This is a genomic window from Sinorhizobium sp. GQ132, assembly GCF_059758575.1.
This window is the reverse complement of sequence record NZ_JCAXDX010000019.1, coordinates 42926-54362: the sequence shown is the minus strand read 5'-3', so window position 1 is coordinate 54362 and position 11437 is coordinate 42926. Positions and strand designations below refer to the sequence as shown.

16 protein-coding genes are annotated in these 11437 nt (G+C 63.4%); 1 reads left to right on the top strand and 15 read right to left on the bottom strand.

The genetic code is table 11. The annotated features are described in order from the left end of the window. From AC6CIG_RS27960 to AC6CIG_RS27890, 15 genes are all read right to left on the bottom strand, one after another. Positions 1 to 267: flagellin N-terminal helical domain-containing protein (locus AC6CIG_RS27960; RefSeq protein ID WP_498324217.1), on the bottom strand; the 267-nt coding region annotated here is incomplete at its 3' end. Between the two features lie 267 nt (positions 268 to 534). Continuing rightward, positions 535 to 1272, bottom strand: a complete 738-nt coding sequence (gene fliP / locus AC6CIG_RS27955; protein ID WP_018094231.1) for a flagellar type III secretion system pore protein FliP — start codon at positions 1270 to 1272, stop codon at positions 535 to 537. A gap of 7 nt (positions 1273 to 1279) precedes the next feature. Then, positions 1280 to 1771 carry a flagellar basal body-associated FliL family protein gene (locus tag AC6CIG_RS27950; RefSeq protein ID WP_437407830.1) on the bottom strand — a complete coding sequence of 164 codons (492 nt, stop codon included), beginning with the start codon at positions 1769 to 1771 and terminating at the stop codon, positions 1280 to 1282. 16 nt (positions 1772 to 1787) lie between these two features. Next, positions 1788 to 2498: a flagellar basal body L-ring protein FlgH gene (gene flgH / locus AC6CIG_RS27945; protein WP_003529888.1), complete on the bottom strand. Its 711-nt coding sequence runs from the start codon at positions 2496 to 2498 to the stop codon at positions 1788 to 1790. After that, positions 2495 to 3034 carry a MotE family protein gene (locus AC6CIG_RS27940; RefSeq protein ID WP_100669585.1) on the bottom strand — a complete coding sequence of 180 codons (540 nt, stop codon included), beginning with the start codon at positions 3032 to 3034 and terminating at the stop codon, positions 2495 to 2497. Before AC6CIG_RS27940 ends, flgH begins: the two co-directional genes overlap by 4 nt. Next, positions 3031 to 4146, bottom strand: coding sequence for a flagellar basal body P-ring protein FlgI (locus AC6CIG_RS27935; RefSeq protein WP_100669587.1), 1116 nt, complete (start codon positions 4144 to 4146; stop codon positions 3031 to 3033). The genes AC6CIG_RS27940 and AC6CIG_RS27935 overlap by 4 nt, the downstream gene beginning before the upstream one ends. Beyond that, positions 4143 to 4652, bottom strand: coding sequence for a flagellar basal body P-ring formation chaperone FlgA (flgA, locus tag AC6CIG_RS27930; protein ID WP_275596769.1), 510 nt, complete (start codon positions 4650 to 4652; stop codon positions 4143 to 4145). The genes AC6CIG_RS27935 and flgA overlap by 4 nt, the downstream gene beginning before the upstream one ends. An 18-nt stretch (positions 4653 to 4670) precedes the next feature. Continuing rightward, entirely contained in the window at positions 4671 to 5459 is a 789-nt protein-coding gene (flgG, locus tag AC6CIG_RS27925; protein ID WP_018094226.1) for a flagellar basal-body rod protein FlgG, read from the bottom strand. An 11-nt stretch (positions 5460 to 5470) separates the two neighbouring features. Next, positions 5471 to 5806 carry a flagellar hook-basal body complex protein FliE gene (gene fliE, locus AC6CIG_RS27920; RefSeq protein WP_411923362.1) on the bottom strand — a complete coding sequence of 112 codons (336 nt, stop codon included), beginning with the start codon at positions 5804 to 5806 and terminating at the stop codon, positions 5471 to 5473. Beyond that, positions 5806 to 6225 carry a flagellar basal body rod protein FlgC gene (gene flgC / locus AC6CIG_RS27915; RefSeq protein ID WP_437411791.1) on the bottom strand — a complete coding sequence of 140 codons (420 nt, stop codon included), beginning with the start codon at positions 6223 to 6225 and terminating at the stop codon, positions 5806 to 5808. The genes fliE and flgC overlap by 1 nt, the downstream gene beginning before the upstream one ends. 6 nt (positions 6226 to 6231) lie before the next feature. Continuing rightward, on the bottom strand, positions 6232 to 6612 hold the full coding sequence (gene flgB, locus AC6CIG_RS27910) for a flagellar basal body rod protein FlgB (protein WP_003529904.1): 381 nt from the start codon (positions 6610 to 6612) through the stop codon (positions 6232 to 6234). Positions 6613 to 6831: 219 nt separating this feature from the next. Next, the gene (locus tag AC6CIG_RS27905) at positions 6832 to 7383 is read right to left on the bottom strand and encodes a flagellar protein (protein ID WP_437407831.1); all 552 of its coding nucleotides are present in this window, start codon (positions 7381 to 7383) and stop codon (positions 6832 to 6834) included. Continuing rightward, positions 7380 to 8783, bottom strand: coding sequence for a flagellar protein export ATPase FliI (fliI, locus tag AC6CIG_RS27900; protein ID WP_437407832.1), 1404 nt, complete (start codon positions 8781 to 8783; stop codon positions 7380 to 7382). Before fliI ends, AC6CIG_RS27905 begins: the two co-directional genes overlap by 4 nt. A gap of 45 nt (positions 8784 to 8828) precedes the next feature. Then, positions 8829 to 9554: a flagellar basal-body rod protein FlgF gene (gene flgF, locus AC6CIG_RS27895; protein ID WP_437411793.1), complete on the bottom strand. Its 726-nt coding sequence runs from the start codon at positions 9552 to 9554 to the stop codon at positions 8829 to 8831. 1 nt (position 9555) lies between these two features. After that, positions 9556 to 10335, bottom strand: coding sequence for a DUF1217 domain-containing protein (locus AC6CIG_RS27890; RefSeq protein WP_411923366.1), 780 nt, complete (start codon positions 10333 to 10335; stop codon positions 9556 to 9558). 223 nt (positions 10336 to 10558) lie between these two features. Here AC6CIG_RS27890 and motA point away from each other — a divergent pair, with 223 nt between their 5' ends. Beyond that, on the top strand, positions 10559 to 11437 hold the full coding sequence (motA, locus tag AC6CIG_RS27885) for a flagellar motor stator protein MotA (RefSeq protein ID WP_018094219.1): 879 nt from the start codon (positions 10559 to 10561) through the stop codon (positions 11435 to 11437).

Here is an 11437-nt window from a genome sequence, read left to right as displayed (position 1 = left end):
GTCAACGACTTCGATCGCTGCTTCCATACCGGAATAGGCGGTGTCGACCTTGGCTGCACCGAGGCCGAGGGCGTCCTGAACTGCGGAGAGCGCCGCGTTGTCGGAGCGCATGGTGGTCGCGATCGACCAGTAGGCGGCGTTGTCGGAGGCCGAGCCGACGCGGAGGCCCGAGGAGATGCGGCTCTGCGTGTCTTCCATGTTGGAAGAGATCGAGCGCAGCGTCGAAAGCGCGGCCATTGCGGAGTTGTTGGTGAGAATGCTGGTCATATTCGTTGTCCCTACGAAATACTGATTGGGGGGACATACCGGACTTAAAAACGCTACCGGTCCCGACGGTCCGGCATCATGCCACTCGGCTCCGCTCAACTCGTGATGGATACCAAACCCGTCGTGTGAGGACGAAATTCGCAGCCATTCATTGCCAACTGTTTAACCGGAGAAGACTCATCCGGACTCGGCGAAAGCGTGGTTAATCGCCTGTAAAATCCTATGCTTAACGGATTCTTATCGAGCCGGCGTGCCTGGCGGCGGGGCTCAGATAAACGAGCGCACCAGGCTGCCGACGAGCAGGTTCCAGCCGTCGATCAGCACGAAGAACAGAATCTTGAAGGGCAGCGAAATCGCCGTCGGGGGAAGCATCATCATGCCCATGGCCATGGTGATGGTCGCGACGATCAGGTCGATCACGAGGAAGGGCAGCATGATCAGGAAGCCGATCTCGAAACCGCGGCGGATCTCCGAGATCATGAAGGCCGGCACGACGGCACGCAGGTCCACCTTCTCGTCGACGACGACGGTCTGGCCCTTCTCCCGGGCGATGTCGATGAAGAGCTGCAGGTCCTTGTCGCGGGTGTTGGCCAGCATGAATTCGCGGAAGGGCTCGGACATCCGCTGCATCGCCTCCGTCTCGGAGATCTCGTTCTTCAGGAGCGGATCGATGCCGTCGCTCCAGGCGCGGTCGAAGGTGGGCGCCATGACATAGAATGTCATGAACAGCGCGAGCGACACCATGATCATGTTGGAGGGCGTCGTGGCGAGCCCCATGCCTGAGCGCAGGATCGCGAAGGCGATGACGAAGCGCGGGAAGCTCGTCACCATGATCAGGATACCCGGGGCCACCGAAAGGACGGTCAGGAGGCCGAAGGTGCGGATGATCCACGAGGCGACGGAGCCGTCGACCGGCGTGTTCAGGATATCGGCGGGGAAGCTCTGAGCCCCGGCAATTCCCGACATCGCCATCATGGCGATTATGAAGGTGGCAAACCGGAGCATCAGCGAATCATTGGATGACGAAGGTGCGGAACATCACATTCGTTACGCGGCCCTCGGAGCGCAGGTCAACCCGCTCCTGGATGTCATCCCGGAGATATTGAAAGCCGCGCGGCCCCTGGATCTGCTGCAGCGACACGGTCTTCAGATAGGCCGCAATATCCTGGTGTATCGTCTCCGCCAGCGCAACGTCGGGAGCGCCATCGAACTGGAGCGCGACCTCGAGGCGAACCCAGTTTTCGGTCGGATAGGCAAGGTTCGTCGTAATGGGATCGAGCTGCACGATGCCGTGTGCCGCCGCGGCGATTTTCGGTATGTCCTCCTCGCCGGTCGCGTTGGCGGGAAGCTCGGCCGGGATTTCCGTCTTCTCGGACGGCGGCGGCGCGAGCAGCATGCCTGCAAGCCAGCCCCCGCCGCCGGCGAGGAGCGTCAGCACCGCTACAGCCGCGATGGTCGTCAGCCGCGAGGGGGCCTTCGTTTCTTTGCTCTCGATTTCTTCCATTGTGCGTTCCGGCCGATCAGAGGGGCGAGACGAGATCGACGAGCTGCTGACCCCACGGCGGCTGCTGGACCTCCGTCAGGCGGCCGCGGCCGCCATAGGAGATGCGCGCCTCGGCGATGCGGTCGTAGGAAATGACGTTGTCGGCGTCCACGTCGCGCGGCCGGACGATGCCCGCGACATTGAGGATGCGCAGCTCGTGGTTGACGCGCACTTCCTGGGAGCCGCTGATCAGCAGGTTGCCGTTTTCGAGGACGCCGGTCACGACCGCGGCGACCAGCAGCCTGAGCTTCTCCGAACGCTCGGTCTTGCCGTCGCCTTCGGTCTTGGTGTTGGAGCCGTATTCGAGATCGCCCGACCAGGCGAAGTCGCTCGTCTGGGACTGCCCGCTGGCGCCGAGATTGAAGCCGCTCGAATTCTTGCGGCTGCGGTCCGTCTCGTTTTCGAAGGAGGCCTTGTCGTCGATACGGATGTCGACCGTCAGAATGTCGCCGATATTGATCGCGCGCGCATCCTTGAAGAGGGCCGCCTGCTGGTCGTTCCACAGGGAGTAGCCGTTGGTGACGTGGCGCGGCTGCTTCGGATACATGGCAAGCTGCGGCGTCTGCGTATATTGCAGGCCGCTGCCGATCGGGCTCATGGCCGGCGCCCGCCCGATCTCGTTGAAGGCCTGATTCTGGCAACCCGCCAGGAGCCCTGCGGCCAGTACGGCCGTGATGCGCGTTCTCATGATGGCTCCTTGGAGGTATTGGGGTCGCTCGCGCTCGAAATGATGTTGGTCAGCACCGCTGCCCTTTCGTCGCTCATCTCGCTCAGGATCAGCGACGACTGGCGTGGCGGCAGCCGCATGACGATCGCCGCCGCGATCTCGGGACGCACCATTTCGAGCTTGCCGGCGGCGGCATCCGGCTTCATCGTCTTGTAGATGTCGACGAGGCCGAGCTCCGCCTGTTTGAGGAAATCGTTGCGGCGCTTAAGCCAGTCCTCGTATTCCGCCCGGCGCGCCTCCAGCGTCGCAATCCGTTCGTCGACATTCGCTTTCAGCTTCTCCAGGTCCTGGCGCTGCAAAACGTAGCGCTGGTCGCGCGCGGCGTCGGCGATATTGGTGCAGAACTTTTCGATTTCGCTCGCGGTCGCGCTGTCGGCCGGCGGCGACGTGACGTCCTGCGCGAAAGCACCGGGCATCGAAAGCATGAGCGCGGCGGCGACCGAGCCCAGGAGAACGCGGCGTGCCTGGCCGAAAAGACGATCGAAGTTTCCGGTCATTGCAGAACAAGCTCCGCCTGTAGGGCTCCCGCCGATTTGATGCTCTGGAGGATCGCGATGATCCCGTCCGGCTTGACGCCGATGCTGTTCAGGCCCGCGACCAGCGAACGCAGGCTGGAGCCGTTGAGGATGGCGACCGTGCCGCCGTCGGCCTGCGCTTCGATCGTGGTGTTGGGCTCGTAGGCCGTCTGACCGCGCGAGAACGGCTCCGGCTGGACGATCGTCGGCGTCTCGCTGACCTGCACCGTCAGCGTACCGTAGCTGACGGCCACTTCGGCGACGCGGACGTCCTGGCCGATGACGATCGTGCCCGTGCGCTCGTTGATGACCACCCGGGCCGGCGCGTCGGTCTCGATCACCAGGTTTTCCACGTCGGCCATCAGGCGCGCGAGATCCGCCATCTTCGGCTTCTGGACCAGGACGGACTGCGAGTCCAAGGCTTCGGCGATGCGGCCGCCAAATTGGGCCGCGGCATATTTGTTTATCGCCGCGGCCATGCCGACGGCGGTGGAAAAGTCCGGGTTGCGCAGCTGCAGCACCAGGTTGAAGCCGTCCTTGAATTTCGACGGCAGTTCCCGCTCGATGATGGCGCCGTTCGGGACACGTCCCGCCGTGGTCACGCCCTGGCTCAATTGGGCGGCTTCACCTTGCGCGTTGAAACCGCTGACGACCACCGAGCCCTGCGCCACGGCGTAGATCTGGCCGTCGGCGCCCGAAAGCGAGGTCATGACCAGCGTCCCGCCGCGCAGCGACGTCGCATCGCCCAGCGAACCGACGGTCACGTCGAGCCGGCTGCCGGGGCTCGCGAAGGGCGGGAGCGTGGCGGTGACGAGCACCGCGGCGACGTTGCGCGTGCGCGAGTCGCCGCCCTGCGTAGAAATGCCGAGGTTCTGCAGCATGGCGCGGATCGACTGATCCGTGAATGGAGACGAGCGCAGGCTGTCACCGGTGCCCTGCAGGCCCACCACCAGGCCGTAACCGATGAGCTGGTTGTCCCTGCCCGACTGCAGGGACGCGACGTCCTTGATCCGCGAGGCCGCATAGGCAGAGGTCAAGCTCGTGGCGAAGACCACCGCGAGCGTCAGCAGCCACTTGCATGCATTGATGTTCATTTCGCCACCACATGGATCGTGCTGTCCGCCATCACCGTCCCGGAGACGATCACGCCCGTATCGACGTTGCGCACGCGGATCAGATCGCCGACCGCGGCATCCTGCAGCGGCGAGCCGGCGGCCGTTATCGTCAGACCGCCATTGTTGAAGACGAGACGAACGGTGGAGCCGCGTTCGACCGCATATTGCTCGCGCAGCGCCGAGGCCAGGATGACCCGCCCGGGAAGAAGGGTCCGCTTGGTCACCATGCCGTCGACCTCGTCGATCGAGCGCACATAGCCGTCGCGCAGGTCCGGATTGGTCACGTCGACCACCTCCAGCATGCTCGCATCGAGCTTTTCGCCGGGATAGATCGTCTGCTTCGGAATGACGGCCGTCGGCGGCTCGGCAAGAGCTGCGGCCGGCGAAAGCAGGCAACCCGCCATTGCGGCAAACAGAACGGCACGCGCCGGCTGCGCGAGGCCGCCTGAAATTGCTTTTCCTCCGGGGGATCGGCGAAACATCATGTTTGCCTCCTCTTCCTGTTACCTCAGGTTCTTGCTCACCGTGGCGGCCATTTCGTCCGCGGCCTGGATGATCTTCGAATTCATCTCATAGGCACGCTGGGCCGAGATGAGGTCGGTAATTTCCTTGACCGGGTCGACGTTCGAAGATTCCAGGTAGTTCTGCTTGATCTGCGCGAAGCCCGGATCGGCCGGCGTGCCGACGATCGGATCCCCGGACGCCGGCGTCTGCCGGAACAGGTTCTCGCCCATCGGCTCGAGGCCCGCCTCGTTGACGAAGTTGGCGATCGTCAGCTGTCCGACTTCCTGCAGTTCCGTGTCGTTGCCGATCCGCACCATCACCTGGCCCGAAGAGGTGAAGACGATCTCGGTCGCGTCCTGCGGCACGGTGACGCCCGGCACCACGGTATAGCCGTCGATGGTGACGAGCTGGCCCGTAGCATTGGTGTTGAAAGCCCCCGAGCGGGTGTAGACCGTCTCGCCATCCGGCGTCTCGATCTGAAACCAGCCGCGGCCGACGAGCGCGAGGTCGTAGTCGTTGCCGGTATTGACGAGGCTGCCCTGGATATGAAGGTTGCGCACGGCGGAGGTCTGGACGCCCAGGCCGATGATCGCGCCTTCCGGCACGATCGCCTGGTTCGAGCGGTTGGGGACGCCCTGCGCCCGCTCGGTCTGGTAAAGCAGGTCGGAAAATTCTGCGCGCGCCCGCTTGTAGCCGGTCGTGTTGATGTTCGCGATGTTGTTCGCGATCACTTCGAGATTCAGTTGCTGGGCGTTCATGCCCGTGGCGGCGATGGAAAGGGCCTTCATGTGTCTTTTCCTCAGATCTGCATGCGCGCGATTTCGAGATAGGCGGTGACCACCTTGTCGCGGATGGCGATTGCGGTCTGGAGAGACTGCTCGGCGCTCATGACGGCATCGACGACTTCGCGGGTATTCGCTTCTCCGCGGATCGCCTGAAGCGAGACCCCCTCGGCCGACTTCATCGAGCGGATGGCGTCCGTGGTCATGTTGCCGAGGACTTCGGCGAAGCTCCCCGCCTGAGGCGCGGCCGCGCCGGCACCCGGCATAACGAGCGAGCCGGAAGAGGCCGAGCCGGCACCTTCGGTCTCCCTGATGGTCGAAAACGCCCCTAAGGACTGAATTGCGTCGATCATTATTGCGAAGCCCTCAACAGGTCGATTGTCTGGGAGATGAGATCGCGAGATTGCTTGATGGTCTGCAGATTGGCCTCGAAAGCGCGGTTGGCCTCGCGCATGTCGGCCATCTCGATCAGGATGTTGACGTTCGGCAATTTCACCATGCCCTTTTCGTCGGCGGCCGGATTGCCCGGGTCGAACTCGATGTTGAAATCGGAATCGTCCGTGCCGAGGCGTTCGACCTCGACGAGGGACGCGCCGCTTGCCCGGTCGACCTCCGCGGCGAAGCTGATCGTCTTGCGGCGGAAAGGATCGGCGCCGGGGGCGTCACCGGTGGAGCGGGCATTGGCAATGTTTTCCGAGACGATGCGCAGGCGCGTCGATTCCGCCTGCAGACCGGAGGCGGAAACCTTAAGGGCGGAGGTCAAAGGATCCATGGTCGCTTACTTCCGTACCGTCATGAGAATCATCCGGTGAAAGGACTTCACCAGCCCGGCATTGAGCTCGTAGTCGCGCTTGATCGCGCCGGTCTTCATCAATTCCTCTTCGAGCGCGACCGTATTGCCGGACTGCTGCACCGCGACATCGTCGAGAGCGCTGACTTCGGTCACATGGGCGGCTTCCGGGCTCTCGGTGAAATGGGCGCGATGCGTCGCGGCCATTTGGATGCCGGTGTTCTGGAGCACGCTTTCGAAGGGCTGGACGTCTTTTGCCCTGTAGTGCGGCGTATTGGCATTGGCGATGTTGCCCGCCACCACGTTCTGGCGGACGGTGAGCCACTGGGCCTGCCGCGACGCGAGTTCGAAAAGCTGAATCGGTTCCATCAAGAGCTCCTGCTGATGATGGCGAACCTAGGCCGGTAATCTTGCGTGGGACTTGTCGAAGATGCGGAAGGAACGGTTTCGGGCGTCTCATAAGCCCCCTCCCCAACCCCTCCCCACCAGGGGCGGAGCTACTTCTGCCGCACCCTCGCCGCCCGAAAAGCCCCTCCGGAGGGGTTGGGGAAGGGTCTGGACGTCCTTCGCCACGCCTCGGACAAGGCGCTACTTCGCCGCGAAAATCTCGCCCTTGGACGTGATCATCACCCAGCGGCCGTCGCGCTCCTCGAAGGTCGCAAGCCGGCTGTTGTCCGGCAATACCGAACCGATACGGACGATATACATGCCGCTGGCATCCTCGATGAGCGCGCGGCCATTGGCGACGTGCATGAGTTTGAAGCTCTCTTTTGCGGGGAACGGCTGATCGGGAACCCCCATGTCCGTGCTTTGGGCGGGATCCTGATCGAGCCCCGGCACCGTCGCGGTCGTCAGGCGATCGACCGCGGCGGCGGTCTCCTCGTCCATGTCCGTCATCGCCAGCGGCGACACCGAGAGGATCTGCCGTTCCGGACGCTCCGGCAGATCGCGCGTCGTTCCCTGCCAGAGCGAAGGCATCGAGAATTTCTCCGGATGCAGATAGACGTACCACGGCAGCAACGTCGCGCAGGCAGCCATGGCCAGGCCGATCGCACCGAGTATCCTGTCGATCAGCGGCATCCCGGTTTCGCGGCGGCGTTGGCGCACGATCTCGTCTGCATCGAAGTCCGTCAAATTCATCCCCTTCCGCGCAGGCCGGCGGCGCCCGGCTGATTGCCCATCGCGGCTGCCTTCAGCGCGTTGGCGAGATCCGTGAAGGCGTCGAAGGCGGGCCGTTCGCCGGGCATCTGCTTCAGTACGTCGTAGATGACCGGCACCTGCTTGATCGCCATGTCGAGATCGGCGTCGCCGCCCGGCCGATAGCCGCCGATGAGCCGGAGGTCCCGGGTTTCCTCGAAGCGGTGGATCAGGGATTTCAACCGGGCAACCAGCTTCTCCTGGTCCGGCGTCCAGGCCTTTCTGGCAAGGCGCGAGATGGAGGCGAGCGGATTGACCGGCGGGTAGCGCCCCTCTTCGGCAAGGCTTCGGTCGAGGACGATGTGCCCGTCGAGAATGCCGCGCGCCGAGTCGGCGACCGGGTCGTTGTGATTGTCGCCGTCGACCAGGATCGAAATGATCGCCGTGATCGTGCCCGTTCCCTCGGCGCCGGGCCCGGCGCGCTCGAGCAGCCGCGGCAATTCGGTGAAGACCGAGGCCGGATAGCCGCGGGCGATCGGCGGCTCCCCCGCTGCCGTCGCCACCTCGCGGATCGCATGAGCGAAACGGGTGACGCTGTCGACGATGAGCAGCACGTTGTCGCCCTTGTCGCGATAATGTTCGGCAATCGTGACCGCGGTCAGCGGAGCCATTTTTCTCAGCATCGGGCTCTCGTCGCTGGTGGCGACGACGGCGACCGATTTCGAAAGATTGTCGCCCAGCGTGTCCTCGATGAACTCGCGCACTTCGCGGCCGCGCTCGCCGACCAGCGCGATCACCACCTTGTCGAAGGCGTCGGCGCGGGCCAGCATGGAAAGCAGCGTCGATTTGCCGACGCCGGAACCCGCGAAGATGCCGAGGCGCTGCCCGAGGCAGAGCGGGGAGAAGATGTCTATCGCCCGCACGCCCGTCCTGAAGCCCTGCTCCACCCGCTTTCGCGTCATGGAGGGCGGCGCGGTGTTCGCGATCGAGCGGCGGATGTCGCCCTGCAGCAGCGGACCCAGACCGTCGATCGGCTCGGCCAGCGCATTGATGGTGCGGCCGCACCAGTTGTCTGTCGGCGCTATGCGGAAGGCACCCTTGCGGATAACGACGTCATGGATGCCGATCGGGTCCCCCGGTTCGATCGGGCAGACGACCACCCGCTCGGGCTCCACGCGGACGACTTCGCCGAGATGGGTGCCGGTCGTGCTCTTGTGCGCGACGAAGTCCCCGAGCCGGACATGCCGCGACAGGCCGCTGACCGTGTAGTGCCCCGGCGAAATCGTCTGGACATGACCGCCCGGTGCGATGGCAAAGTCGGGATTTGCATAGCGCTCGACCAAACCGGCGAGCGCTGCGAGCGACGTCGACGTTGCAGTTTTTTCAACAGCTTCGCGTGCCATCCGGCTTTCCGTTCCGTCCCGCCCTAAATTCCGTCGACAGAATCATCAACGGCTGCCGCCGAGCGTCTCGATGGCTTTGTCGAGCGATCCCTCACTGTCGCGCATCAGCGCGGTGACGTTGTCGAAGGCGCGGGTGATCATGATCAGCTGCGACATTTCCTGTACGGCGTTCACGTTCGACTCCTCCAGGAAGCCTTGCATCACGCCGACATCGAACCGATCAACGACCGGTTCCGGCTGGGCAGCCGGCATAACGGAACTGTTGTCGTAACGCATGAAGCCTTTGCTGAAATCCGTCTCGTAAAGCCCGAGCAGGGCGATCTGAACGCCGTTCTGGTGAATGGCTCCATCGGCACCGACGGTAATTTCACCGGCACCGCCGTTCAGCTGGATCGGCGCGCCGCCGGCATCGAGCACCGGATATCCCTTGATGGTCACGAGCTCGCCGGTCTCCGTCAGCGTGAACCGGCCGTCGCGCGTCAGCGCCGGGCCGCCGGGCGTCTCGATCGAGAACCAGGCGTTGCCCTTGATGGCGAAATCGAGCGCTGAGCCGGTGCGCGCGAGCGCGCCGGTTTTGCTGCTCAGGAATTCTTCGCCTTCCGACACATAGGAAACCTTGGTCGGCCTGGTGTCGCCAAGCACCTGGTTGAACTTCACTTCCGTGGCGCGGAAGCCGACCGTGTTGGAGTTGGCGACATTGTCGGCCAGCGTATTCAGGCGCTTTTCAAGCGCCATCTGCGACGAAAGCGCGACATAGAGACCGGTCTGCAAATCAGCGTCCCCCGAGTTTGAGATTGTTGATGGTCAGAAGCAGGTCGGGAGAAATTCCGTAGCCGCTCGACGCGCCGAAAACCGCAAGCGGGTCATAGCCGCCGGAAGGATTGTCGATTTCCCAAAGGGCGGTGAAGCGGTCCAGGAACTCGGCTGTTTTCTGAGGGTCCTGGAAATCCTTGAAATCGATCGCCGCCTCGTAGGCCTCCGCCTGGCGATCCACATCGGCGGCTGCGAATTCGGCCGGCAGCTGCAGGACGGTACGGACCACACTCGAGAGGGCCTCGTCGGCGATGATTTCGTAGCCATTGGCAATCGTCGGCGCCATGCGCTGGAAATAGAGCGCCAGCCGCACGCCGGTGTTTTCCTCGCCGGCTTTCTGCTCCAGCGTCTGCCGCGTGTATTTTTCGGCCACGCCCTTCTGCGCCCTCTCGAAGGCAGTAGCGGCTTCGCCGTGCCGGGCGAAATTCAACGACTCGACCAGCGCCTTGTAGCGCCCGTCGGCCAGCTTGTTGGCAAAGGCGTCGTCACTGTCGATGCCTTCGGCGAGCACCTTGCGCATGAAGGCCTTGGCATAGGCCATGTCCTCGAGGCCGTGCGCCTTCATGGCGTAGTTGTAGAGCCGGCTGTCGGCGAAGAAATCGTCGAGCGTTTTGATGCTGCCGATCTTCGACAGATAGTACTCCGTCTCGCGGGCGACGTCCGGCTGCGCCGAAACGCGTTCCAGCGATTTCGTCAGATCCGCAGTGATCAGCCTGTAGCTAGTATAGGTCGTCGTCACGATCGGCTCGCCCTGTCGCATGAAGCGTGAGGAAATGTGTGCGGTCTTCAGCCCGCACCGACTGTCGGGGTTCGGAACGCCATGCGATCCGACCCTGGCCAACAACCCTGACGGCGTTGGCTTGCGCGAACCTGTCCCGGACGCCGGGTCTCGCGGCCAGCCTCACGCAAGGATCGGACCCTATTTCATCGGGGGAAAATCACGATCGCGACAGGTATCGGCAATGAACATCATCATCGGGCTTCTTGTGACTTTCGGCTGTATCCTCGGCGGTTACATGGCGATGGGCGGCCACCTGGAAGTCCTCAACCAGCCTTTCGAGCTGATGATCATCGGCGGGGCCGGCATTGGCGGCTTCATCATGGCCAACTCGATGAAGGTGGTCAAAGACACCGGCAAGGCGCTCGGCGAGGCCTTCAGGCACAAGGTGCCGAAGGAACGTCAATACCTCGACACGCTCGGCGTCCTCTACAGCCTGATGCGCGACCTGCGAACGAAGTCGCGCAACGAGATCGAGAGCCACATCGACAATCCGGAAGAATCCTCGATCTTCCAGTCCGCACCCACCGTCCTGCAGAACAAAGAACTGACCGCCTTCATCTGCGACTATGTGCGGCTGATCATCATCGGCAACGCCCGCTCGCATGAGATCGAGGCGCTGATGGACGAGGAAATCCAGACGATCACCCACGACAAGATGAAGTGCTACCACGCGCTGACGAGCATGGGCGATGCGCTGCCGGCGATCGGCATCGTCGCGGCGGTTCTCGGCGTCATCAAGGCGATGGGCGCGATCAGCGAAGCACCGGAAGTGCTGGGCGCCAAGATCGCCGCCGCACTCGTCGGAACGCTGCTCGGCGTGTTCCTTTCCTATTCGATCGTCGGCCCCCTCGTCGCAAACATCAAGTCCGTACGGGAAAAGCAGAACCGGCTCTATGTCATCGTCAAGCAGACGCTGCTTGCCTACATGAACGGTTCGGTTCCGCAGGTCGCACTCGAATACGGCCGCAAGACCATCTCCGCCTATGAACGGCCGTCCATCGATGCGGTCGAACAGGAAATGATGAATCCCGGCGGTGGCAGCGAAAGCAAGGCGGCCTGA

Excerpts from the sequence above, each read along its gene's own strand:
- fliP (WP_018094231.1), bottom strand. The coding sequence starts at position 1,272 with ATGCTCCGGTTTGCCACCTTCATAATCGCCATGATGGCGATGTCGGGA.
- AC6CIG_RS27950 (WP_437407830.1), bottom strand. The coding sequence starts at position 1,771 with ATGGAAGAAATCGAGAGCAAAGAAACGAAGGCCCCCTCGCGGCTGACG.
- flgH (WP_003529888.1), bottom strand. The coding sequence starts at position 2,498 with ATGAGAACGCGCATCACGGCCGTACTGGCCGCAGGGCTCCTGGCGGGT.
- AC6CIG_RS27940 (WP_100669585.1), bottom strand. The coding sequence starts at position 3,034 with ATGACCGGAAACTTCGATCGTCTTTTCGGCCAGGCACGCCGCGTTCTC.
- AC6CIG_RS27935 (WP_100669587.1), bottom strand. The coding sequence starts at position 4,146 with ATGAACATCAATGCATGCAAGTGGCTGCTGACGCTCGCGGTGGTCTTC.
- flgA (WP_275596769.1), bottom strand. The coding sequence starts at position 4,652 with ATGATGTTTCGCCGATCCCCCGGAGGAAAAGCAATTTCAGGCGGCCTC.
- flgG (WP_018094226.1), bottom strand. The coding sequence starts at position 5,459 with ATGAAGGCCCTTTCCATCGCCGCCACGGGCATGAACGCCCAGCAACTG.
- fliE (WP_411923362.1), bottom strand. The coding sequence starts at position 5,806 with ATGATCGACGCAATTCAGTCCTTAGGGGCGTTTTCGACCATCAGGGAG.
- flgC (WP_437411791.1), bottom strand. The coding sequence starts at position 6,225 with ATGGATCCTTTGACCTCCGCCCTTAAGGTTTCCGCCTCCGGTCTGCAG.
- flgB (WP_003529904.1), bottom strand. The coding sequence starts at position 6,612 with ATGGAACCGATTCAGCTTTTCGAACTCGCGTCGCGGCAGGCCCAGTGG.
- AC6CIG_RS27905 (WP_437407831.1), bottom strand. The coding sequence starts at position 7,383 with ATGAATTTGACGGACTTCGATGCAGACGAGATCGTGCGCCAACGCCGC.
- fliI (WP_437407832.1), bottom strand. The coding sequence starts at position 8,783 with ATGGCACGCGAAGCTGTTGAAAAAACTGCAACGTCGACGTCGCTCGCA.
- motA (WP_018094219.1), top strand. The coding sequence starts at position 10,559 with ATGAACATCATCATCGGGCTTCTTGTGACTTTCGGCTGTATCCTCGGC.